The sequence below is a fragment of the Micromonospora sp. SH-82 genome, from assembly GCF_051132485.1.
In the GTDB taxonomy this organism is placed as follows: Bacteria; Actinomycetota; Actinomycetes; order Mycobacteriales; family Micromonosporaceae; genus Micromonospora.
In genome coordinates this window covers 3,682,581-3,704,610 of sequence record NZ_CP148049.1, presented here as the reverse complement: position 1 = coordinate 3,704,610, position 22,030 = coordinate 3,682,581, and the positions used below count along the sequence as shown (strand labels likewise).

The 22,030-nt window shown below is 74.1% G+C and carries 18 protein-coding genes; 9 read left to right on the top strand and 9 right to left on the bottom strand.

Going from position 1 to position 22,030, the window contains the following annotated elements; all coding sequences use genetic code 11:
• Window positions 1-134 precede the first annotated feature (134 nt).
• Genes WHN02_RS16735 through WHN02_RS16725 form a run of 3 tightly spaced genes read right to left on the bottom strand, consistent with a single transcriptional unit; the run spans window position 135 to window position 3,970 of the window.
• Window positions 135-1,583, bottom strand: a complete 1,449-nt coding sequence (locus WHN02_RS16735) for a flavin-containing monooxygenase (RefSeq protein ID WP_434739680.1) — start codon at window positions 1,581-1,583, stop codon at window positions 135-137.
• A 48-nt stretch (window positions 1,584-1,631) separates the two neighbouring features.
• Window positions 1,632-2,276 (bottom strand): TetR/AcrR family transcriptional regulator, encoded by a 645-nt coding sequence (locus WHN02_RS16730; protein ID WP_434739679.1) that lies wholly within the window; start codon window positions 2,274-2,276, stop codon window positions 1,632-1,634.
• Entirely contained in the window at window positions 2,273-3,970 is a 1,698-nt protein-coding gene (locus WHN02_RS16725) for an FAD-dependent oxidoreductase (RefSeq protein ID WP_434739678.1), read from the bottom strand. Before WHN02_RS16725 ends, WHN02_RS16730 begins: the two co-directional genes overlap by 4 nt.
• Window positions 3,971-4,048: 78 nt before the next feature.
• On the opposite strand from WHN02_RS16725, the gene WHN02_RS16720 reads away from it, so the two are divergent.
• From WHN02_RS16720 to WHN02_RS16700, 5 genes are read left to right on the top strand one after another with little or no spacing between them, the layout of a single operon-like run.
• On the top strand, window positions 4,049-4,864 hold the full coding sequence (locus tag WHN02_RS16720; protein WP_434739677.1) for an alpha/beta fold hydrolase: 816 nt from the start codon (window positions 4,049-4,051) through the stop codon (window positions 4,862-4,864).
• 31 nt (window positions 4,865-4,895) lie between these two features.
• On the top strand, window positions 4,896-6,062 hold the full coding sequence (locus tag WHN02_RS16715; RefSeq protein WP_434739676.1) for an acyl-CoA dehydrogenase family protein: 1,167 nt from the start codon (window positions 4,896-4,898) through the stop codon (window positions 6,060-6,062).
• Window positions 6,052-7,272, top strand: coding sequence for an acetyl-CoA C-acetyltransferase (locus WHN02_RS16710; RefSeq protein ID WP_434739675.1), 1,221 nt, complete (start codon window positions 6,052-6,054; stop codon window positions 7,270-7,272). The genes WHN02_RS16715 and WHN02_RS16710 overlap by 11 nt, the downstream gene beginning before the upstream one ends.
• A gap of 17 nt (window positions 7,273-7,289) precedes the next feature.
• Window positions 7,290-9,473, top strand: coding sequence for a 3-hydroxyacyl-CoA dehydrogenase NAD-binding domain-containing protein (locus tag WHN02_RS16705; RefSeq protein WP_434739674.1), 2,184 nt, complete (start codon window positions 7,290-7,292; stop codon window positions 9,471-9,473).
• Window positions 9,470-10,657 (top strand): CaiB/BaiF CoA transferase family protein, encoded by a 1,188-nt coding sequence (locus WHN02_RS16700; RefSeq protein ID WP_434739673.1) that lies wholly within the window; start codon window positions 9,470-9,472, stop codon window positions 10,655-10,657. The genes WHN02_RS16705 and WHN02_RS16700 overlap by 4 nt, the downstream gene beginning before the upstream one ends.
• Before the next feature lie 29 nt (window positions 10,658-10,686).
• Here the strand turns inward: WHN02_RS16700 and WHN02_RS16695 are convergent, their stop codons facing one another.
• Window positions 10,687-13,305, bottom strand: coding sequence for a CHAT domain-containing protein (locus WHN02_RS16695; protein WP_434739672.1), 2,619 nt, complete (start codon window positions 13,303-13,305; stop codon window positions 10,687-10,689).
• A 260-nt stretch (window positions 13,306-13,565) separates the two neighbouring features.
• On the opposite strand from WHN02_RS16695, the gene WHN02_RS16690 reads away from it, so the two are divergent.
• From WHN02_RS16690 to WHN02_RS16680, 3 genes are read left to right on the top strand one after another with little or no spacing between them, the layout of a single operon-like run.
• Window positions 13,566-14,834 carry a S8 family peptidase gene (locus WHN02_RS16690; protein ID WP_434739671.1) on the top strand — a complete coding sequence of 423 codons (1,269 nt, stop codon included), beginning with the start codon at window positions 13,566-13,568 and terminating at the stop codon, window positions 14,832-14,834.
• On the top strand, window positions 14,831-15,505 hold the full coding sequence (locus WHN02_RS16685; RefSeq protein ID WP_434739670.1) for an RNA polymerase sigma factor: 675 nt from the start codon (window positions 14,831-14,833) through the stop codon (window positions 15,503-15,505). The genes WHN02_RS16690 and WHN02_RS16685 overlap by 4 nt, the downstream gene beginning before the upstream one ends.
• Complete coding sequence (locus WHN02_RS16680) at window positions 15,480-15,944, top strand: hypothetical protein (protein WP_434739669.1); 465 nt, start codon at window positions 15,480-15,482, stop codon at window positions 15,942-15,944. The genes WHN02_RS16685 and WHN02_RS16680 overlap by 26 nt, the downstream gene beginning before the upstream one ends.
• A gap of 81 nt (window positions 15,945-16,025) precedes the next feature.
• Here WHN02_RS16680 and WHN02_RS16675 read toward each other — a convergent pair whose 3' ends face one another.
• The 5 genes from WHN02_RS16675 to WHN02_RS16655 form a co-directional block, all read right to left on the bottom strand.
• Window positions 16,026-17,057 (bottom strand): hypothetical protein, encoded by a 1,032-nt coding sequence (locus WHN02_RS16675; protein WP_434739668.1) that lies wholly within the window; start codon window positions 17,055-17,057, stop codon window positions 16,026-16,028.
• 215 nt (window positions 17,058-17,272) lie between these two features.
• Complete coding sequence (locus WHN02_RS16670) at window positions 17,273-18,259, bottom strand: LacI family DNA-binding transcriptional regulator (RefSeq protein ID WP_434739667.1); 987 nt, start codon at window positions 18,257-18,259, stop codon at window positions 17,273-17,275.
• Window positions 18,260-18,445: 186 nt separating this feature from the next.
• Entirely contained in the window at window positions 18,446-19,366 is a 921-nt protein-coding gene (locus tag WHN02_RS16665; RefSeq protein ID WP_434739666.1) for an ion transporter, read from the bottom strand.
• A gap of 111 nt (window positions 19,367-19,477) precedes the next feature.
• Window positions 19,478-20,455, bottom strand: a complete 978-nt coding sequence (locus WHN02_RS16660) for a pyridoxal-phosphate dependent enzyme (protein ID WP_434739665.1) — start codon at window positions 20,453-20,455, stop codon at window positions 19,478-19,480.
• The gene (locus WHN02_RS16655) at window positions 20,452-20,787 is read right to left on the bottom strand and encodes a putative quinol monooxygenase (RefSeq protein ID WP_434739664.1); all 336 of its coding nucleotides are present in this window, start codon (window positions 20,785-20,787) and stop codon (window positions 20,452-20,454) included. The genes WHN02_RS16660 and WHN02_RS16655 overlap by 4 nt, the downstream gene beginning before the upstream one ends.
• A gap of 175 nt (window positions 20,788-20,962) precedes the next feature.
• On the opposite strand from WHN02_RS16655, the gene WHN02_RS16650 reads away from it, so the two are divergent.
• A complete protein-coding gene (locus WHN02_RS16650; RefSeq protein WP_434739663.1) occupies window positions 20,963-21,889 on the top strand; it encodes an oxidoreductase in 927 nt (308 codons plus the stop codon).
• Window positions 21,890-22,030: the final 141 nt, after the last annotated feature.

Below are 22,030 nucleotides of genomic sequence, written 5' to 3'. Positions count from 1 at the left end.
CCCGCCCGCCGCCCACCACTGCCAGCGGCCGGGAAGCCACTGGTGAACAGGACCGGGAGGACGCCCACCGGGACGCGGCGGCCGGGTACCTCGTCTGACTCCAGCGTCACGCACGAGCGCACCCTACCCCCGGGTCAGGGGCGGCCGTAGTCGGCCGGACGGAGCCGGGCGGTCCGACGGCGGTACTCGGCGGCCGACCCCGGCCAGTTGGTGACCACCCGGCCGCCCGGGGTGCGGTACCAACTCCGGCAGCCCGTCCAGGCCGTACCGGCGAGCCGATCCTGGACCTCCCGGTCGTAGGCGGCGGCGACGTCGGGGCGTACCTCCAGGGGGGTTCCGGCGGCGGCGAGCCGGACGGCCTGGACGATGTAGCGGGCCTGGGCCTCGTGGAAGTAGAGCACCGAGGTGTTGCCGGTGTTGGTGTTCGGGCCGTAGACGAGCAAGAGGTTGGGGAATCCGGGAACGGTCATCCCGAGGTACGCATGCGCCCCGTCGCGCCACACGTCGGCGAGGACGCGGCCGTCGCGGCCGGTGACCCGGATCGGGGCGAGGAACTCGGTGGCGGCGAACCCGGTGCCGTAGACGAGGACGTCGCAGGGATGGTCGACGCCGTCGGCGGTGCGGATCCCGGTCTCGGTCACCTCGGCGATCGGCGTGGTGACCAGGTGGACGTCCTCGCGGGCCAGGGTGGGCAGCCACCTGTCGGTGAACAGGATCCGCTTGCAGCCCAGCGGCTCGGTGGGGGTGACCCGGGCGCGCAGAGACGGGTCGCGGACCTGCCACCGACGGTGGAGGGCCGACGCGGCGCGCAGGACGGCGGCGGTGAACCGGCCCCCGGTGACGGCGCGCCCGGCGACCACTGTCATCGCCCACACCCCGGCCCGGGGCAGCCGCATCAGGGCCGGCCACCGGCGGTGGACGGCCTGCCGCAGCGGGCCGTACCGGCGGTCGGGGCGGGGCAGGGTCCAGGGGGCGCTGCGCTGGAAGACGGTGACCTGCGCGGCCCGGTCGGCGACGGCCGGAACGAACTGGATCGCGCTGGCCCCGGTGCCGACGACGGCGATCCGGGCGCCGTCCAGGTCGACTGTCGGGTCCCACCGGGCGGTGTGCAGGGCGGTCCCGCCGAACCGGTCCGCCCCGGGCAGGGTCGGGACCAGCGGCCGGGACAGCTGGCCCACCGCCGGGACGAGGACGTCGGCGGTGATCTCCTCCCCGGCGGTGGTGCGGATCCGCCACCGGGTCGCGTCGGGGTCCCAGGTGGCGTCGGCGACCTCAACGCCGAGTCGGACCCGGGGTGTCACCCCCAGGTCGTCGGCGCACCGGCGCAGGTAGCCGAGGATCTCCGCGTGCGGCGGGAAGCGTCGCGACCAGTGCGGGTTCAGGGCGAAGGAGTACGAGTACAGCGGCGCGGGGATGTCGCAGGCGCACCCCGGGTAGGTGTTGTCCCGCCACACCCCGCCGACGTCGTCGGCCCGTTCGAGCAGGACGAGGTCGTCGAAGCCGGCCCGGAGGAGGGCGGCGGCCACGGCGATCCCACCGAACCCGGAGCCGATGATCACGATCCGGGGTCGACGACCAGTCATGCGGCGACGCTAGCAACCTGTTGGCATCCCGCCAACAGTCCACTCGGGTCAGTCTCCGGCCGACACCGCCTCGGTGGCCTCGACCACGGCGGTGAAGACCTGCTCAACGATGGTCACCAGGGTGGTGGTCAGCAGCAAATGCACCTGGTCGCGGTCGAGGGCGTCGCGCTGGAGCCACTCCCGGGCGGCGGCGGTGGCGAGCGCCCCGTACGCCCGGATCATGCCGCGCAGCTCCTCGCGGTGGGCGGTGACGTCGGCCAGCCCGACCGCGACCAGCACGCTGTCGGCCGCCACCTCCTCGGCCTCCCGCAGCACCCGGGCCACGTCCTGGTCGTGGCTCATCCCGCCGACGGTCACCGCCGCCAGCCAGGACGTCCGGTGCCGGGAGACGGTGTCGAGGAACCAGACGACGCTGGCCTCCACCCGGGTACGCCGGTCCCCCACCGGCAACTGTGCGACGGCCACCTCGGGCACCGTGACCATCACCCGGATGACCTCCAGGTAGAGGTTCTTCTTGGTGCCGAAGTAGTGGTTGATCAACCCCCGGGCGACGCCGGCCTCCCGGGCCACGTCGGTGGTCGACACGTCCACGTACGGGCGCTCACCGAAGAGTCGTACCGCGCAGGCGAGGATCTGCCCACGCCGGGCGTCCGGCTCCAGTCGTCGTCGACGGGCCTGTGTGTCCACACTCATCCGGTCGACCCTATCGGCCTGGTCGCAGCGGCTGCCGGGGCGTCGGCCGGAACAGCCGGAGACCGGGGCGCGACCGGGTCGACCGGACGGTACCCCTGCCCCAGGCCCGGCCGGGGATCGGGGTCACCGGCCTGCGGCCACATCGACATCGCCCGCTCGGCCAGGGCGGTGATGGTCAACGACGGGTTGACCCCCAGGTTCGCCGCGACCGCCGAGCCGTCGACGACGTGCAGCCCGGGATGGCCGTACAGGCGGTGGTAGGGGTCGATCACCCCGGCGGTGGGGTCCGGGCCGATCGGGCACCCGCCGATGAAGTGCCCGGTGACCGGCCGCCCCACCAACTCGGTGACCGCCCCCGTCGGCACGCCGTCGATCCGCTCGGCGAGGCGACGGGCGACGTCGTGGGCCGCCGGAACCCAGACCGGGTTGGGTTCCCCGATCCCCTGGCGGCTGGTCAACCGGCGGCGACCGAACCACCCCCGGGCGGTGTGCAGGGTGATCGAGTTGTCCAGCGGCTGCATCGCCAGGAGCACGATGCTCTGCTCCGACCAGCGGCCCGGCCAGGCCAGCAGCCGCAGGTCACGCCAGTTGCGGGCCAGTTCCCGCAGCCCGGCGACCCACCGGGGTCGACCGCCGGGGTCGTCGACGAGGACGGTGGCCAACAACCCGAGCAGGTTGCTGCCCCGCCCGTACCGGACCGGCTCGACGTGGGTCACCGGATCGGGGTGGATCGACGAGGTGATCGCCACGCCGTGGCTGAAGTCGACGTCGCGGCGGCGGGTCCGGGCACCGAGGATCGACTCGGAGTTGGTCCGGCTCAGCTCGCCCAGTCGGGGCGAGACCTCCGGGAGGACCCCCCGGTCACGGAGCCGGTGCAGCAGCCGCTGGGTGCCCAGCGCACCGGCCGCGAAGATCACCTGACCGGCGGTGAACCGGCGTCGTCGGGGGCGCAGCCGTCCCCCGGTCCGGCGGGTGTCGACGGCGTACCCCCCGGTGGGCAGCGGGCGGACGGCGGTGACGGTGGTCATCGGGTGGACCACCGCCCCGGCCGCCTCGGCCAGGTACAGGTAGTTCTTCACGAGCGTGTTCTTCGCGCCCTGCCGGCACCCGGTCAGGCACGCCCCGCAGAGGGTGCAGGTCCGCCGGGTCGGCCCGGCCCCGCCGAAGTAGGGGTCCGCGACCGACTCCCCCGGCGTGTCCCCGAAGAGCACCCCCACCGGGGTACGCCGGTACGTGTGCCCCACCCCGAGGTCGTCGGCGACGGCCCGCAGTGCCCGGTCGGCGGTGGTGGTGACCGGGTTGACGGTCACCCCGAGCATCCGTTTCGCCTGGTCGTACCAGGGGGCGAGTTCGGCCGCCCAGTCGGTGACCGAGGCCCACTGCGGGTCGGTGAAGAACGCCGACGGCGGCTCGTAGAGGGTGTTGGCGTAGCCGAGGGAGCCACCGCCGACCCCGGCCCCGGAGAGCACCATCGCGTGGCGGAGGAGGCTGATCCGCAGCAGTCCGTAGCAGCCGAGGGCGGGGGCGTAGAGGTAGCGGCGCAGCCGCCACGAGGTCTGCGGGAACTCCTCGTCGGCGAAGCGTCGCCCCGCCTCCAGGACACCGACCCGGTAACCCTTCTCGGTCAACCGGAGGGCGCTGACACTGCCCCCGAACCCGGAACCGATGATCACGACGTCGTAGTCGTCGGCCATGGCGTACGGTGACACCTCTGTTGTCGACCTGTCAACAGCCGCTGTCCCCGATCGGGTAGCCCGTGCCAGGCTGACCGGGTGGACCCCACCGACCCGACAAGGCTCGCCCACCACCGGCGCGGCGACGGCCCGCCCCTGGTGCTGATCCACGGCCTCGGCAGCCACTGGCAGGTGTGGCGGCCGGTAGTGGCCGACCTGGCCCGACACCGCGACGTCATCGCACTGGACCTGCCCGGATTCGGCCAGACGCCACCCTGGCCACCACACCCGGGTCCACACCCGACCCCCGGTTCGGTGCCCCACCTCGCCGACCGGGTGGCCGCCTTCCTCGACACCCTCGGCCTGGGTCGGGTCGAGGTGGCCGGGAACTCCCTCGGCGGGGGGATCGCCCTGGAACTGGCCCGACGGGGACGCGCCGACCGGGTCACCGCCTTCTCCCCGGTCGGGTTCTGGGGGCCGCTCGGCCGGTGGTGGTGTCGGACGGTGACCGGCGCGGCCCGTACCACCGCACGATCCCTGCGTCCGGCGCTGCCCCGGCTCCTCGCCACCCGGGCCGGGCGGGTGGCGCTCTGCGGGCCGTTCCACGGTCGACCGGGGCGGCTGGACCCGGCCGACTGCCGGGCCGCCGCGACGGCGCTCGCGCAGGCTCCCGGGTTCGGACCCGCCCGGGCGGCCCTCGGCGACTGGCGTCCACCGGACCCCGACCACCTCCACCGGACACCGGTGACCGTCGCCTGGGGAACCCGTGACCTGGTCCTGCCGTACCGCCCACAGGCCCGGCGGGCCCGCGCGGCGTTGCCGCAGGCCCGGCACGTGGCCCTACCCGGCTGCGGTCACCTGCCGTTCGCCGACGCCCCGCAGGTCTGCGCCCGACTGATGATCGAGAGTTGTTGACAGCTCGCCAACAGCAGGTGAGGGTGTATCCATGCCGACGCCTGGACTCGCCGACTACACCCCGCCCTGGCACGAGCCCGAGCACACCGACCTCGCCGACCTGGCCCGCTCGTTCTTCACCCGGGAGGTCCTGCCGCACACCGCACGGCTGACCGCCCAGGGGCACCCCGACCGGGAGCACTACCGACGCGCCGGCGAACTGGGCCTGCTCGGCCTCTCCGTCCCCGAGGCGTACGGCGGCGGAGGCGGCGGGTTCACCCACGAGGCGGTCCTCCTCCACGAGCAGGCCCACTGCGGAGAGAGCACCCTCGGACTGGCCGTCCACAGTGGCATCGTCACCGGCTACCTCGTCGCGTACGGCAGCGAGGAGCAGAAGCAGCGGTGGCTGCCCGGCCTGTGCCGGGGGGACCTCGTCGGGGCGATAGCGATGACCGAGCCCGACGGCGGCTCCGACCTCCAGGCGATGCGGACCCGGGCGGTCCGCGACGGCGACCACTACCGGGTCACCGGGGCGAAGACGTTCATCAGCAACGGCGGACTGGCCGACCTGCTCCTGCTCGCCGTCAAGACCGACCCCGACCAGGGGGCGGCCGGCATCTCCCTGCTGGTCTGCGAGGTCGGCGGCGACCCGGACGGGTTCCGCCGGGGACGGCTCCTGTCCAAGATCGGCCTGCACGGCAACGACACCGCCGAACTGTTCTTCGACGACCTGCGGGTGCCGGCGGGCAACCTGCTCGGCGACGCCGAGGGGCTCGGCTTCGTCCAGATGATGCAGCAGCTCCCGCAGGAACGGCTGGTCATCGGCGTCGGGGCGGTCGCCGTGATGCAACGGGCCGTCGAGATGACCACCGCATACGCCAAGGAACGCACCGCCTTCGGCAAGCCGCTGATCAGGCACCAGAACACCCGGATGGTGCTCGCCGAGTGCGCCACCCGGACCCGGGTGGCCCGGATCTTCCTGGACGACTGCGTCGCCCGGCACACCCGGGGCGAGTTGGACGTGGCGACGGCGGCGATGGCGAAGTCGTGGCTGACCGAGGGGCAGTGCGAGGTCACCGACAGGTGCCTGCAACTGTTCGGCGGATACGGTTTCACCACCGAGTACCCGATCTCCGGCATGTACGTCGACGCCCGCGCGCAGAAGATCTACGGCGGCACCAACGAGATCATGAAGGAGTTGATCGCCCGTGCCCTCTGACGGCCAGGCGTACGTCTACGACGCGGTCCGAACCCCCCGTGGGCGGGGCCGCGACACCGGGGCGCTGCACGGCGTCAAACCGATCAGCCTGGTGGTCGGCCTGATCGACGCGCTCCGCGAACGACACCCCGGCCTCGACCCGCAGCGCCTGGAGGACCTGCTGCTGGGCATCGTCACCCCGATCGGCGAGCAGGGCGGCGACCTGGCCCGGGCGGCGGCGCTGCTGGCCGGGCTCCCCGACCACACCGGCGGGGTGCAGCTCAACCGGTTCTGCGCCTCCGGGTTGGAGGCGGTCAACCTGGCCGCCGCCCGGATCCGCTCCGGGTGGGAACACCTGCTGCTGGCCGGCGGGGTGGAGTCGATGTCCCGGGTGCCGATGGGCGCCGACGGCGGCGCCTGGGTCAGCGACCCGGAGACCGCCCTGGCCACCTCCTTCGTCCCGCAGGGGATCAGCGCCGACCTGATCGCCACCGTCGAGGGCTTCACCCGCGACGACGTGGACTCCTACGCGCTGCGGTCGCAGGACCGGGCGGCCACCGCGCTGCGCGACGGCCACTTCACCCGCTCCGTGGTCCCGGTCCGCGACCGGTCCGGACTGGAGATCCTCGCCGTCGACGAGCATCCCCGGCCGCAGACCACCAGGGCGGGCCTGGCCGCGCTCAAGCCGGCGTTCGCCACGATCGGCGAGGCGGGCGGCTTCGACGCCGTGGCGTTGCAACGCTTCCACTGGCTGGAGGCGATCGACCACGTCCACCACGCCGGGAACTCCTCCGGGATCGTCGACGGGGCCGCCCTGGTCCTGATCGGCTCCGACACCGTCGGCGCGGAGCTGGGTCTCACCCCCCGCGCCCGGATCGTCGCCACGGCGGTCAGCGGTGCCGACCCCACCCTGATGCTCACCGGGCCGACCCCGGCCACCCGCAAGGCCCTCGCGGTGGCCGGGCTGACCACCGCCGACATCGACCTGTTCGAGATCAACGAGGCGTTCGCCGCGGTGGTCCTCAAGTACGTCCGCGACCTCGGCCTCGACAGCGACACGGTGAACGTCAACGGGGGCGCGATCGCGCTGGGGCACCCCCTCGGTGCCACCGGGGCGATGCTGCTCGGCACCGCCCTCGACGAACTCGAACGCCGCGACCTGCGCCGGGCCGTGGTGACCCTGTGCATCGGCGGCGGCATGGGCGTCGCCACCGTGATCGAGCGCTGCTGAGGGCGGAAGGAAATTCGATGACCGACACCATCCGGTACGACCGCGACGCCCACGGCGTCGTCACCCTCACCTTCGACGCCCCCGGCCAGTCGGCCAACACCATGGACCGGGCGTACGCCGCCGCCATGACAGCCGCCGTGGACCGCCTCGAAGCCGACCGCGACGACCTGACCGGGGTCGTCCTGACCAGCGCCAAGAAGACCTTCGTCGCCGGTGGTGATCTCGACGAGCTGGGCCGGGCCACCCCGGCCGACGCCCCCGCCCTGGCCGAACTGCTCACCACCGTCAAACGGGACCTGCGCCGGTTGGAGACCCTGGGCCGACCGGTCGTGGCGGCGATCAACGGGACCGCGCTCGGCGGTGGGCTGGAGATCGCGCTGGCCTGCCACCACCGGATCGCCCTGGACGCCCCCGACTCCCGGCTGGGGCTCCCGGAGGTGACCCTCGGGGTGCTCCCCGGGGCGGGCGGGATCACCCGGACGGTCCGGATGCTCGGCCTGGCCCCGGCCCTGACCACCGTCCTGCTCACCGGACGCCGGATGCGACCGGCCGACGCCCTGGCCGCCGGGCTGGTCGACGAGGTCGTCGCCACCGAGGAGGAGCTGCTGGCCCGAGCCCGGGCCTGGATCGCGGCGAACCCCGACCCGGCCCAGCCGTGGGACCGCCCCGGATACCGGATGCCCGGCGGAACCCCGGCCGGCAGAGAGCTGGCCGCCCAGCTGCCCGCCTTCCCGGCGACCCTGCGCCGACAGCTCAAGGGAGCCCGACTGCCCGCCCCCGAGGCGATCCTGGCCACCGCCGTCGAGGGCGCCCAGGTCGACCTGGAGACCGCACTGACAGTGGAGACCCGACACCTGGTCCGGCTCCTCACCGGGCAGGTCGCCAAGAACATGATCGGGGCGTTCCACGTCGACCTGCGGGCCGTCGAGGGCGGGGCGGCCCGACCCGACGCAGCCGACGTCGCCCCGGTACGCAGGGTCGCCGTACTCGGTGCCGGGATGATGGGCGCGGGCATCGCGTACGCCTGCGCCCGCGCCGGTCTGGACGTGGTGGTCCGCGACGTCTCCGAGGAGGCCGCCGCGAAGGCCCGTGACCACGCCGAACGGCTCCTGACCCGGGCGGTGGGCAGGGGTCGGGTCACCGAGGCCGACGCCACGGCGGTGCTGGCCCGGATCACCACCACCGCCGGGCTGGACGCCCTCGCCGGGGCGGATGCGGTGATCGAGGCGGTCTTCGAGGACCCGGCCCTCAAGCAACGGGTCCTGACCGAGGTCGCCCCGGTGGTGGCCGCCGACGCCCTGCTCGCCTCGAACACCTCCACCCTGCCGATCAGCGGACTGGCCGAGGGGGTGCCCCGCCCCGCCGACTTCCTCGGGATGCACTTCTTCTCCCCCGTGGACCGGATGCCGCTGCTGGAGATCGTCGTCGGCCGGGCCACCGGTGACGCCGCCGTGGCCCGCGCCTTCGACCTGGGACGACGGATCGGGAAGACCCCGATCGTGGTCGACGACGGTCGGGGCTTCTTCACCAGCCGGGTGGTCGGCACCTTCATCGACGAGGCGTTGGGCATGGTCGTCGAGGGAGTACCGGCGGCCTCCGTCGAGCAGGCCGCGGTGCAGGCCGGCTACCCCACCGGGCCGCTCGCCCTCGCCGACGAGGTCGGCCTGACCCTGATCCAACGGATCCGCCGCCAGTTCGCCGCCGCCCGGGAAGGATTCGTCGTCCTCCCGGCCCACCGGCTCGTCGACGACCTCGTGGACACCCACGACCGGCCCGGCCGGGCCGCAGGTCGGGGCTGCTACGACTACCCCGACGGCCGCCGGGGTCGGCTCTTCACCGGACTGACCTCCCGGGCCACCGACGCCGGTCGGGCGGTGCCGTTCGTCGACCTGCAGGAGCGGCTGCTGTTCGCCCAGGCCCTCGACGCGTTGCGCTGCCTCGACGAGGGGGTGCTGCGGACCGAGGCCGACGGCGACGTCGGCTCCCTCCTGGGCATCGGTTTCCCGCCGTGGACCGGTGGCGTCCTGCGCTACGTCCGCCAGTACCCGGGGGGTCCGGCCGGGTTCGCCGCCCGGGCCACCACCCTCGCCGAGCGGTACGGCGACCGGTTCACACCCCCCGCCGACCTGGTCGACCGGTCGGCGGCCGGGCGGTCGGCCGCCGTACCCGGCCGTCCCGACCAGCCGGTGGGCGGGGCATGAGCCACACCGACCGCCCCGGTGGGCGGGGCGGTCCGCTGACCGGGGTACGGGTGGTGGAGCTGACCGGCCTCGCCCCGGCCCCGTTCGGCTGCATGATCCTGGCCGACCTCGGGGCCGACGTGGTCCGCGTCGACAGGCCCGGCCCCCCGGCGGCCGGTCGACTGGCCGCGCCGACGAGTGGACCCCTGCACCGGGGACGGCGGGTCACCGCCCTGGACCTGAAGTCCCCCGACGGGGTCGCCGACCTGCTGCGCCTTGTCGAACGGGCCGACGTGCTGGTGGAGGCGTACCGGCCGGGGGTGGCCGAACGGCTCGGGTTCGGCCCCGACGTCTGCCGGTCCCGCAACCCCCGACTGGTGTACGCCCGGATGACCGGATGGGGTCAGGACGGCCCGCTCGCCCGACGGGCCGGACACGACATCGACTACATCGCGGTGGCCGGTGCCCTGGCCCCCCTCGGTCGGGCGGGGCAGCCCCCGCACGCCCCGCTGAACCTGCTCGGCGACTTCGCCGGAGGCGGGATGCTCCTGGCCACCGGTGTCCTCGCCGCGCTGCTGGAACGGGAGCGCTCCGGGATCGGCCAGGTCGTCGACGCCGCGATGGTCGACGGGGCGGCCCTGCTCACCGCCTTCCTGCACGGGCTGGTCGGCAGCGGGCTCTGGTCCGCCCCGCGCGGCCACAACCTGCTCGACGGCGGTGCACCCTTCTACGACACGTACCGCACCGCCGACGACCGGTTCGTGGCGGTGGGTGCCCTGGAACCGGCGTTCTACGCCGCGCTGCTGACCGGGCTCGGCCTGGCCGACGACCCCGACCTGCCCGCCCAGTACGACCCGTCCGGCTGGCCCGACCTGCGCCGACTGTTCACCGAACGGTTCGCCCGACGGACCCGCGACGAGTGGACGGCGGTCTTCGCCGACCTCGACGCCTGCGTCGCCCCGGTGCTCGACCCCACCGAGGCGCACCGGCACCCGCACACCGCCGCCCGGGGCACCTTCGTCGAGGTCGGCGACGACGTCCAGCCGGCCCCGGCACCCCGCTTCGACAGGACCCCGGCGTCGGTGCCGACCCCGGCCCCCGACCCGGTGCGGGACCGGGTCGACGTCGCCGCCGTCCTGGCCGACTGGCCGACGTCGACTGATGCTCCGGTCGACTCGGGCCGGGGGCGGTCCGGTCCGGGCTGAGCCCCGGTAGGCCCGACGACCGAAAGGCGTCAGCCGGCGCCGAAGCAGACGAAGGCGGCGGCGGTGGCGTGGACGGCCCCCGCCGGACCTGCCCCCGACCGGGCGAACGCCGCCTGCGCCTGCGCCAGGGCGAGCGCCGGAGAGGCCCCGGCACACATCCGCCGGTGCAGGTCCACCATCAGGGTGGTGGTGAGGTCCGCCGGCACCGGCAGGACCGTGGCCACCAGACTGCGGGTGCCCAGCGCCAGCAGGACCGCCGAGAAGCCCATCACCTCGTCACCGGGACGGACCCCGGCCAGCCCGGAGTCGCAGGCGGACAGGACGACACAGCCGGGCGGGGAGGTCAACCGCTCCAACTCGTAGGCGGTGAGCGGACCGTCCGCCAACTCCAGGGTGGAGAAGAGCGGATTGTCCGCCCGGAACCGCCCGTGGGCCGCCACGTGCGCCAGCCTGCTGCCGTTGAGCGCGCCGGTCACCGCGTCGGCCCGGGCCCCGGCCCCGGTCAACGACACCGAGCCGGGCAGCACCGCGGCGAGCTGACCGACCTCCGTCTCGGCGGCAGGCAACCGGGGACCGGCGACCAGCACCGCCGGTCCGGCGGGCGCCGCCCGACCGGCCGCCCGCAGCCAGGCCGTCGCCGAGGGCGCCACTGTCACCGACCGACCCGCGCAGGTCGCCAACCCCGACCACGGTACGGAGTGCAGCGCCCCCACCGGGACGATCACCAGTGGCCGGTCGGCGAGCCGGGCGCGGACCGGACCGAAGACCAGCCGGTCGAGGTCGGCGGCGGCACGGTCCACCCCCGCGCGGGCGTCGCGGTGATCGGCTGTGGTGACCAGTCGACGCAGCCCGAACCGGTGCAGCCGGACCAGCCGTTCCACCTGGTCGAGGCGGCCCAGGTCGAACAACTCGGCCCGGCCGTCCCGGACGAGCACCGCCCGCAGCCGGGGACCGTGGGTGACCAGTTCCAGCAGGACGGTGTCGCCGAGGGCGGCGGCCAGGCCCCGGACCGTCGGCGGGGCCAGCAGCTCACCGTCGCCGGCCACCCCCCGGCTCAGTTCCCGGATCCGCTGCTCCAGCCGCGCCTGGTGACGGCGCAGCACCTGCACCGGATGGCCGGTGAGCAGGGCGTCCTCCAGTGCGGCGCTGACCATCCGCAGCTCGGCCAGGGCAGCGGCCAACCCGGGGTCCTGCGGCGGGGACACCGGTCGCATCCGCAGGGCGTTGGCCCGCCACCGTTCCGCCCAGCGCAGCACCGCTGCGGGGGCCGCCCGCCCGACGGCGATGTCCAACCCCTCGGCGGCCAGTTCGTGCCCGTACGCGCCGCTGTGGGTGCGCAGTTCGGTGGCGCCCAGGGACGCGCGGTGCCCGTCCAGGACGGCCAGCCCCCGGCGCAACGCTCGGGCCGCCCCCGACTCGTCACCGGCGAGCCGACGGTGCAGCGCCAGGGCGTACCACCCCTGGGCCCGGCGGGGTGCGGTGCCGACGCGGCGAGCCGAGGCGGCCACCTCCAGCAGCTGCGCCGCCCGTCCGGGACGGCCCAGGGCGACGGCGAGCCGGGCCGCCTCGATCCGGGTGGTCGACGCCGGTGACCGCCACCCCGTCGCGTCGAGCTGGTCGGCGGTACTGATCAGCGCGGCCAGCAGGACCGGGGTACGCCGTCCCTGGGCGTACGCCGCGCGCAGTTCGACGTGCCGGGCGAAGGTCGCCCAGCTCCGTCGGCCCTGCCTGTGGAAGCGGGTACGCGCCGACGCGGCGGCGTCGGCGGCGGTGGCCGGGTCCCCCGCGAGCAGCGCCGCCCTGGCCTGAGCCAACAACGCCTCGGCCAGGTCGGAGGCGAGGCCGAGGCGGCGCAGCTCGGCCACGGCGGTGGCGGCCACCTCCACCGCCTCGTCGAGCAGCGGCACCGACAGCAGCAGTTCGAACCGGTCCAGCAGCAGCGCGGGCCGGGGCACCGCGAGGCGGCGGTACTCGGCGTCGACCGAGGCGAAACAGCGCAGGGCACCGGCGACGTCCCCCCGCTGTCCGGCGGCGATGCCGCTGTTCCACCGGGCGTCGGCGGCGGCCAGGTCGAGTCCGAGTCCACCGAAGGCGGCGGCGGCCCGGAGCAGGTCGCCGTCGGTGCTGCGGCCCGGCTGCCGGTGGGCGTTGAGCAGCCCCCGGTTGTTGCGGGCCCGGGCCTCCAACAGCAGGTCGCCCTCGCGTTGGGCGATCTCCACGGCGACGTCGTAGTCCCGGACGGCCTCGTCGAAACGACCCCGGTAGTGCAGCACCACCCCGCGCTGCATCCGGGCCCGCCCGGCGTCGGCACCGGTCAGCAGCGGCAGCGCGAGAGTCACCTCCCGCAGGGCGGCGGTGGTACGCCCCGCGTTCGCCAGGACGTACCCGAGGCTCATCCGGGCCAACGCGCGCAGGCGCGGGTCGTCGGCGTACCGGACCGCCCGACGCAGGTGGCGCAGCGCCCCCGGTAGGTCGTTGAGTTCGCGCAGCGCCAACCCGATGGCCCGCTCGGCGGTCGACCGGCGGCCGGGCTCGGCGGGGGCGGCGAGGACCGCCCGCGCCGCGGCGATCGCCTCGCGGGGTGCACGTTGGACGGCCTCGACGGCGGCCTGCGCCGGGTCGACATCGGCCGGTTCGGCGTCGGCCATGCCTTGGAGAATCCCCGAACCCGCACCGTCGGGTCAATCCCGACACCGGTCCGAAACCGGCATCCACGCCCGCCGATCGATGATTGACCGAGGGTTGCACAAGGGGATACTCTCCGTGCGCGGAGCGCCTTCCTCGCCGCCGACTCCGGCCGGAGTTCGCCCGCTGCCGTGCCGCGTTCCGTCGACCGCCTGGAGGGCCGGTGTCGCCTGATCGACCCGACACGCCTCGTCAGCCCGGCCGGTGTTCCCGGCGGTCACTCGTGGGATGGTCGGCCCTCACCGTCGCCACCGTCCCCCTGGGCCTCACCGGAGCCGCCCCGGCCCTCGCCGGTGGGCCACCCGGGCGCGAGGGCGTCGCCGAGTCGGCGCAGGAGAGCTACCAGCGGGCGTTCCAGGAGACGGTGGCGAACGACAAGGCCATCCGGCGGCACACCGTCCCCGGCCGGGAGTTCCTCTACCGGCCCCGACAACTGCTCGTCGCCCCGCAGGACCTGGGCCGGGTGATGGCCCGGCTCCGGGCCCTCGGACACCAGGTCACCGAGGGACGCGGGTTCGCCGGGGTGGGCCGGCTGGTCTTCGCACAGGAGACCGACGTGCCCTCGGTGGTCACCCGGCTCCGCGACCCGAGGCAGTGGCCCGAGCAGCCGGTGCCGAAGGTGCAGCCGCACCACGTCCTGGTCGGGTTCGGCAACATCATGGGCAACCCGGGTGCGCCACCCCGGGTGGCCCCCGCCCTGCCCGCGCCGGACCCGGCCCGCCTGGGCGAGGGTGCCGGTGTGACGGTCGGCTTCTGCGACACCGGGATCTGGGGCCAGGCCGCCGCCGCCCATCCACAGTGGCTGGGCGGCAGCTACCTGCCCGAGACCGACGACGTCGACCCGCTCTACGTCGCCAGCGGCCACCTCGCCCTGCAGGGCGGCCACGGGACCTTCGTCGCCGGGGTGATCCGGCAGGCCGCCCCCGGGGTGGGCCTCGACCCCGAGGCGGCGCTCGACCCGAACGGCCTCGGCGACGAGGAGAGCCTGACCGCCGCGATCGGTCGCCTCTCCCCGCAGGTGACCGTCGTCAACCTCTCCCTCGGCTACTTCACCCAGGACGACCAGCCGCCCCTGCCGATGGTCAACGTCCTCGCCGGGCTCCGCCCCCGGGTGGCAGTGGTCGCGGCGGCGGGCAACGGGGGCACCGCCCGACCGTCCTGGCCCGCCGCGTCGCCCCGGGTCCTCGCCGTGGCGGCGGTGGCCCCCGGCCCGACACCCGCCGACTACAGCGGCTTCGGCAGCTGGGTGGACGCCTGCACGGCCGGGGACCGGACCAGCACCTACGTCGACGGGGAGCTGTGGCTGCCCGGTGAACCGGCGCTGGTGTTCCGGCGCTTCGCGTCCTGGGCGGGCACCTCCTTCGCCACCGCCCACGTCGCCGGTCGGCTCGCCGCCCTGATGACCTCCGCCGGGTTGGACGCCGAGGCGGCCCGGGCCGCCCTGCTCGCCGCGCCCCGGTGGCACCCCGACTACGGCGTCCTGGTCGGATGACGCGCCCCGACGACGCCCAGGAGGACACCGGGCCGCCCCGGGACACCCCGGGACTGGTCGCCGCAGCGGCCGACGGCGACGAGCGCGCCTGGGCCCACCTGGTGCACCGGTACACGCCACTGGTGTCGGCGGTCGTCCGGGCGTACGGGCTGGACCGGGCGGACGCCGCCGACGTCAACCAGACCGTCTGGCTGCGCCTCGTGGAGCACCTCGGCCGACTCGAGGAGTCCGCCGCCCTTCCGGCGTGGCTGGTGACCACCACCCGTCGGGAGTGCCACCGGCTGGTACGGCTCAGCCGCCGGACCCAGCCGTTCGACCCGTACGACGACCCGGGCGGCGGGATCGTCGGGGCGGTGGCCATGGCCGAACCGGCCTCGCCGGACGAGGATCTGCTGCGCGCCGAACGGCGGCAGGCGCTGCGCGACGCGTTCGCCCAACTCCCGCCCCGGTGCCAGGAGTTGCTCGCCCTGCTCACCGCCGACCCGCCACCCACCTACCGGGATGTCAGCGAGCGCCTGGGCATGCCGGTCGGCAGCATCGGCCCCACCCAGGCCCGGTGCCTGGCGAAACTGCGCCGGTGTCCGGCGCTCGCACAGTATCTCCGGTCCGCTGCGGACCGGACCGAGGGGACCGGAGGTGAACGCGATGGAGCAGTGGCCGCCCGTCGGTGACGACGCGCTGCTGGCCGAGCTGGGTGCCGCACTGCTGGACTCGGGGCCGGTTCCGGAGGAGTTCCTCGACGCGGCGCTGGCAGCGTTCGGGTGGCGGACCACCGAGCCGGACTGGTCGATCGCCGAGTTGACCTTCGACTCCGCGCTCGACCTGGCCTCGGCCGGGCTGTTGCGCTCCGGCGGCACCGACCGGACGTTGACCTTCCGCAGTGGTCCGGTGGTCATCGAGATCGAGGTGACCTCCACCGGCGTGGTCGGTCAGCTCTCCCCGCCGGGAGGTGGACGGGTCAGCGCCCGCACCACCACAGGCCGCTGCGCCGACGTCCCGATGGACGCGATGGGCTACTTCTCGATGGGGGTCCTACCGTCCGGGCCGGTGCAGTTCCGGGCGCGGACGACCCAGCACGCTGTCGCCACCACCTGGGTCAGTCTGCGCTGAGGTGCCGACCACCTGTCGGCGTACACGCGGTGACGGAGGTCGCGGGATCCCGACCGCGACCTCCGTCCTCCCCCGCAGAGGTCAGCCGGCCCGCTGACCCACCGTGATGTCGTACCGCACCCCGCCGAGGTCGGCCCGCTCGGCGCCGGTGCTGTCCGGCCCGATCTGGGTCACCCGCAGGGCGATCTTCTGCTGGGTGGCGGTCGCCGCCGTGAAGGTCAGCCCCAGGGTGATCCGCTCGTTCGGGTTCAGCTGCAGGTTGTCCAGACTGGCCCGCGCCGGCTCGACGATCTCCACCTGGCTCCGACCGACCTCCCGGATCCCGGTACCGGCCCGACCGGCCTTGACCCAGCGCTCGAAGAGCTGCGGCCCGAGGTCGACCACCAGTCGTCCCCCGGCGGTCCGCAGCGGCGCACCGACCTCCGAGAAGACCAGGCTGTTGCGGGTCGCCCGGCTCAGGGTGTTACCGATGGCGAACGGCCGGACCTGCCCGGTCGCCCCGGGGGCCAGGGCCACCGAGTCGACGTTGCGCCAGACGACGTTGTTGTTGTTGCGGGTGTTCGGGGTGATGTCCGGCCCCTCGAACGTCATCGGGTCGTTCGCCGACACCCACCGGGCCAGGAGGCAGAAGTGGCCCGGACCCGGCACGTTGTCCCACGGGATGGTGACGGTGGTGACCCCGGCGTACACGGGTACGGCCATCCAGCCGATCTCCGTCCAGGCGCCGGGCCAGGCCGCCCCGCCGCCCGGGGTGGTCCGGTAGACGTGGATGCTGCCCTCTTCCATCACGCCCGAGCCGTACGGACCCGGGTTACGCAGCTTCAGGAAGATGTAGTTGCGCTGCCCGACGATCGGGTTCTGGCTGGTCGGGCACTCGACGGCGGTGTGACAGACCTTGATGTCGGGGCTCTCCCAGAGCGGGGAGAGGCTGTGCGGCTGGATTCCGGTGTCCGCCGGGGTGTCCATCAGGTACACGTCGGCGGGGGCGCTCGCGGTGCGCTGGGGCGGGGGCACCGCACCGGCCGAGGTCACCGACAGCAGCGTGGCCAACGCCGCGCCGGTGAGCAGCACGAACAGGGACCGGCGTACCGGTTGTCGCAGGGTACTTGGCACATTTCCTCCCGAGGACGGCAACGGCCGCGACCTCCGTGGTGGTGGACGGCGCGGGTCGACACCCTTACAGAGCGGGATCGACGGCCGGAGATACCCGTCCGGCCGTCCGGGGTTGTCAGATGGTGGAAGTTGGCGGGAAACCCACTGGAAAGGGACGCACCACTGCCCCCGGCCTCGACAGTCGGACCGAGGGCGACGGACAGACCCGGGATCCGTCAGGCCGGTGGGGCGGCCACGCTGTCCCGGACGATCAACGTCGGTGCGATCGTGTGCCGCAGCGCCCGGTCGGCCCCGGACTCGATCTGCTCCAGCAGCAGCGACAGGCTCGCCGTCGCCACCGCGCCGAAGTCCGGCCGGACGGTGGTCAACGGCGGGATGAAGTACGCCGCCTCCGGTACGTCGTCGAAGCCGACCACGCTCACGTCGACCGGCACCCGCCGCCCGTGCTCGTGCAACGCCCGTACCACCCCCAGGGCGAGATGGTCGTTGGCGGCGAAGACCGCCGTCACCGCCGGCATCCGGGCCAGCATCTGCCCGCACCGGTAACCGGAGGCCGCCGACCAGTCCGCCTGCAACACCGGAGGCACCTCCGCCCCCGCCGCCAACAACGTCGACCGCCACCCCTCGATCCGACCGGCGCTGTCGAACCAGTCCGCCGGACCGGAGATGTGCCAGACGGTCCGGTGTCCCGCGTCGAGCAGGTGCCGGGTGGCCTGCCGCGCCCCCTCCACCTGGTCGACGGTGACCAGCGGCAACAACCGGCGGGGATCACCGTCCACGGTGACCAGCGGAACGTCGGTCGGCAGGCACTCCAGCGCCTCCCCGGCCGACTCGACGGGTGCGATCACCACGATCCCGGCGACCCGGTGGGCGAGGTGTCGCTCCACGGCCTCGGCGATGGAGCGCCGGTCGAGACTGCGGACGCTGCCGACGCTCACCGCGAACCCGGCCTCGGCGGCGGCGATCTCGAACGCCGACAGCAGCGACGCCGGACCGTAGAGGATGGTGTTCAGGGCGACCACCCCCATCACCTGGGATCGGCCGGTCACCAGGGCACGAGCCGCCCGGTTGGGGCGGTAGCGCAGCTCGGCGATGGCGGCCTGCACCCGCAGCCGGGTCTGCTCGCGGACGTTGGGGTGCCCGTTGAGCACCCGGGACACCGTCTGGTGCGACACGCCCGCCAGGCGCGCCACGTCCCTCATCGCAGGCCCCCGCGCGGTCATCTCTGCCCCTGCCTCTCCGTCGGCGCCACGATCCGCCGAGACACCGCCGTCCACCCCGGCACGACGTCGTGGTGCGCGGTACCGGTCGCGGGAGCCCCGACGCCGCTAGATCAACGGAAGTCTACGCCGCAGCCGGGTTCCGGGCACCGTGGCGTCCCGGGGGATTCACCTGTCACCGGCGGGGACCGTCGACCCGGAGACCTGTCGGGTCCGCTCCGGTGGATCCGGGTCCCGTGCCGGGAGCTGCCGCTCCAACTCGTCGATGATCTGGTGCAGCCGGGCCAACTGCTCGCGGATCGACGGTTCGGCGGGGCCGCCCTCCGGGTCGACGACCGGCCTGGCGACCCGGGCGGCGGCGGTCTCCTCCTGGTGCGCCTCCTGCAACGCGGTGAGGACCAGTCCGACGAGCAGGTTGGTGAGCAGGTAACAGGCGGCCACCATGTACGAGACGTAGTAGAGCACCGCCCAGTCGGTGACCTCCCGGCCGGCCTCCAGGGTGTCGGTGATGCCGTCCAGGGACAGCAGCAGGAACAGGGTCAGCATCGCCTGTCCGACGGTGCCGTACCGGTCGGGGTAGGCGACCCCGAACAGCATCCAGCCGAGGATCGCGTAGCCGTACAGCAGGAGGACCGTGACGAGCAGGAAACTGCCCAGGCCGGGGAGGCTGCGCCGGATCCCGACCAGGATCACCTGCAGGCTGGGGAAGAGCCGGAACGCCCGGACGATGCGGGACAGCCGCAACAGCCGCAGCACCGTCACGTTCTCCCGGACCCCGGGCAGCAGCGGGGCCACCACGATCACCAGGTCGAAGACGTTCCAGCGGTCCCGGAGGAACCCGGCCGGGGCGCGCAGGTGCGCCCCGAACCGGACGAGCAGCTCCACGACGAACAGGGCCAGGCAGGTGTACTCCACGATGCGCAGGGCCGGCCCGGCCACCGCCGTCAGCTGACGGTAGGTCTCCAGTCCGAGGGCGACCGCGTTGACCACGACCACCACGAAACTGGTGATGTTGAACCAGGGCGCGGCCACCCACGCCGCGCACCTGTCAGCCAACCGGTGCGGCGGGGTCCGCACCGTACTCGTCATCGTCCTCATCGGCCGCCTCTCAACCGGACGGCAGCCTAAGGCACCTTCCTGGACGCCCCGCAGGCAGACCGACCACAGAGGACCCTCCCAGGTCGGGGAGGGTGGGAGTGCTCAGTCGGAGGCGACCAGGTCGGCGAAGCGCCGGGTGTCGACGTTGCCGCCGGAGAGGATCACCCCGATCCGCGACGGCGTGCCCGACAGTCGTCCGGCCAGCACCGCGGCGAGGCCGGTGGCACCACTCGGTTCGAGGACGATCTTCATCCGCTCGAAGGCGAACCGCATCGCCGAGCGGATCTCCTCGTCGGTGACCAGGACGATCTCGTCCACCAGTCGCCGGTTCACCGAGAAGGTCAGCTCCCCCGGGATGTCGGCGGCCTGCCCGTCGGCGATGGTGCGCGGCACCGGCACGGAGACCCGCCGACCGGCGGCCAACGACCGCCGGGTGTCGTCCCCGGCCTCGGGCTCCACCCCGACCACCCGGACACCGGCGTGCAGTCCCTTCGCGGCCACCGCGCTCCCGGCGATCAGCCCCCCGCCCCCGACCGGTGCCACGAGCACGTCGACCGCCCCCACCTGGTCGAACAACTCCAGCGCCACGGTGCCCTGGCCGGCGATGACGTGCGGATGCTCGTACGGCGGGATCAGCGCCAACCCCCGCTCGGCGGCCATCGCCTCACCGATGGCGACCCGGTCACCCGTGTACCTGTCGTAGGTGAGCACCTCGGCGCCGTACTCCCGGACGGCGGCGACCTTGGACGCCGGGGTGTCCTCGGGCATCAGGATCACCGCCCTGCTGCCCGACTCCCGAGCGGCCAGGGCGACGGCCTGGGCGTGGTTGCCGGAGGAGTAGGCCCCGATCCCGGCGGCGAGCTGCGCCGGGGTGAGCTGGGCGACCGCGTTGTACGCGCCCCGGAACTTGAACGCGCCGACCCGTTGGAAGTTCTCCGCCTTGCACAGGACCCGGGCGCCGACCCGGCTGTCGAGGGTCCGGGAGGTGAGCACCGGGGTCCGGTGGGCCACCCCGGCGAGCCGGGCCGCCGCGGCACCGATGTCGGCCAGGCTGACCGGGAGCGGCTGCCCGGCCGTCACCGTCCCCCCTCGGCGACGGCCATCTCGCCCAGCTCCGACCAGCCCTCCTGCGGGACCGTGACGTTGACGATCCGGGGGGTCTCGACCAGGTGCGGCGGCAGATCCCGCTGCGCCGTCCGGAAGTGGTCCGACTGCACGTGGGCCGCGCCGGCCTCGTCGTCGCGGAACGCCTCCACCAGGACGTACTCGGTCGGGTCGTCGAGGCTGCGGGACCAGTCGAACCACAGGCAACCGGGCTCGGCCCGGGTCGCCCGGGTGAACTCGTCGGCGATCTGCGGCCACCGGTCGGCGTGCTCGGGCCGGACACGGAACTTCGCGGTAATGAAGATCATGCAGGTCAGGCTACCCATTGGCGGCCCCCCAGGGGAGGACGAAACCGTTCCCCGCCGCGCCGCGTCCGGTCACCCAGTGTGTCAGTCGGTTGACAGGGTTGCCCCGCCGCGTCAGCCTGTCATCCTCGTCGGTGCCCGGTCGCCCGACGGCAGAGGCATCCACGAGAGGAATCCGATGACGCGCTGGACCGTCGAGGACGTGCCCGACCAGAGCGACCGGACCGCGATCGTCACCGGGTCCAACACCGGGATCGGCTTCGAGACCGCCCGGATGTTGGCGGGGCGGGGTGCCCGGGTGACGCTCGCCTGCCGCGACACCGACAAGGCCGCCGCCGCTGTCGAGCGGATCCGGGCCGAGCACCACGCCGCCGACCTGACCGTCGCCCGGCTCGACCTCGGCGACCTCGACTCGGTGGCGGCGTTCGCCACCGCGTACCGCGCCGACCACGACCGGCTGGACCTGCTCGTCAACAACGCCGGGGTGATGATGCCCCCGTTGCAGCGGACCCGGCAGGGCTTCGAGCTCCAGTTCGGCACCAACCACCTAGGACACTTCGCGCTCACCGGTCACCTCCTCCCGCTGGTGTCGACCACCCCGGCGGCCCGGGTCGTGACGGTGGCCAGCGTCGCCCACCGCAACGGCCTTATCGACTTCGACGACCTCAACTGGGAGCGCCGCCGCTACCGGCGGTGGGCCGCGTACGGACAGAGCAAGCTGGCCAACCTCCTGTTCACCCTGGAGTTGCAGCGCCGACTGTCGGCGGTGGGGTCGACGGCGCGGGCCACCTCCTGTCACCCGGGTCTGGCCGCCACCGAACTGACCCGGCACTCCAACGTCGTCGCCGTCCTGGCCGGCCGGTTCGTCGGGATGGCGCCGCCCGACGGGGCGTTGCCCACGATGCGCGCCGCCACCGACCCGCAGGCCGAGGGGGGCAGCTACTGGGGTCCGGCGGGGCGGTTCGAGACCTCCGGTCCCCCGGTGCGGGTCGGGCGCACCGACGCGGCACGGGACACCGCGACGGCCCAGCGGCTGTGGGCGGAGAGCGAACGGCTCACCGGGGTCACCGCCACCGTGGCCCCCGCCGGTCACGACCAGCCCTGACGCGGGCGGGTCGGTCCACCGGGGAGCGTCGAACATCCGGCCGGTGACGGCCACCGCACCCGGTGAGATCGGGCCGCATGGTCACGATCACACCGGACGTCTTGATATTGGTACGCCGACGACGATGAGATATGGATAGGT

What these genes read in the sequence shown, in the direction of transcription:
- WHN02_RS16735 (WP_434739680.1), bottom strand. Translation starts at nt 1,583, where the DNA reads ATGACTGGTCGTCGACCCCGGATCGTGATCATCGGCTCCGGGTTCGGT.
- WHN02_RS16730 (WP_434739679.1), bottom strand. Translation starts at nt 2,276, where the DNA reads ATGAGTGTGGACACACAGGCCCGTCGACGACGACTGGAGCCGGACGCC.
- WHN02_RS16725 (WP_434739678.1), bottom strand. Translation starts at nt 3,970, where the DNA reads ATGGCCGACGACTACGACGTCGTGATCATCGGTTCCGGGTTCGGGGGC.
- WHN02_RS16715 (WP_434739676.1), top strand. Translation starts at nt 4,896, where the DNA reads ATGCCGACGCCTGGACTCGCCGACTACACCCCGCCCTGGCACGAGCCC.
- WHN02_RS16705 (WP_434739674.1), top strand. Translation starts at nt 7,290, where the DNA reads ATGACCGACACCATCCGGTACGACCGCGACGCCCACGGCGTCGTCACC.
- WHN02_RS16700 (WP_434739673.1), top strand. Translation starts at nt 9,470, where the DNA reads ATGAGCCACACCGACCGCCCCGGTGGGCGGGGCGGTCCGCTGACCGGG.
- WHN02_RS16695 (WP_434739672.1), bottom strand. Translation starts at nt 13,305, where the DNA reads ATGGCCGACGCCGAACCGGCCGATGTCGACCCGGCGCAGGCCGCCGTC.
- WHN02_RS16685 (WP_434739670.1), top strand. Translation starts at nt 14,831, where the DNA reads ATGACGCGCCCCGACGACGCCCAGGAGGACACCGGGCCGCCCCGGGAC.
- WHN02_RS16680 (WP_434739669.1), top strand. Translation starts at nt 15,480, where the DNA reads ATGGAGCAGTGGCCGCCCGTCGGTGACGACGCGCTGCTGGCCGAGCTG.
- WHN02_RS16670 (WP_434739667.1), bottom strand. Translation starts at nt 18,259, where the DNA reads ATGAGGGACGTGGCGCGCCTGGCGGGCGTGTCGCACCAGACGGTGTCC.
- WHN02_RS16665 (WP_434739666.1), bottom strand. Translation starts at nt 19,366, where the DNA reads ATGACGAGTACGGTGCGGACCCCGCCGCACCGGTTGGCTGACAGGTGC.
- WHN02_RS16655 (WP_434739664.1), bottom strand. Translation starts at nt 20,787, where the DNA reads ATGATCTTCATTACCGCGAAGTTCCGTGTCCGGCCCGAGCACGCCGAC.
- WHN02_RS16650 (WP_434739663.1), top strand. Translation starts at nt 20,963, where the DNA reads ATGACGCGCTGGACCGTCGAGGACGTGCCCGACCAGAGCGACCGGACC.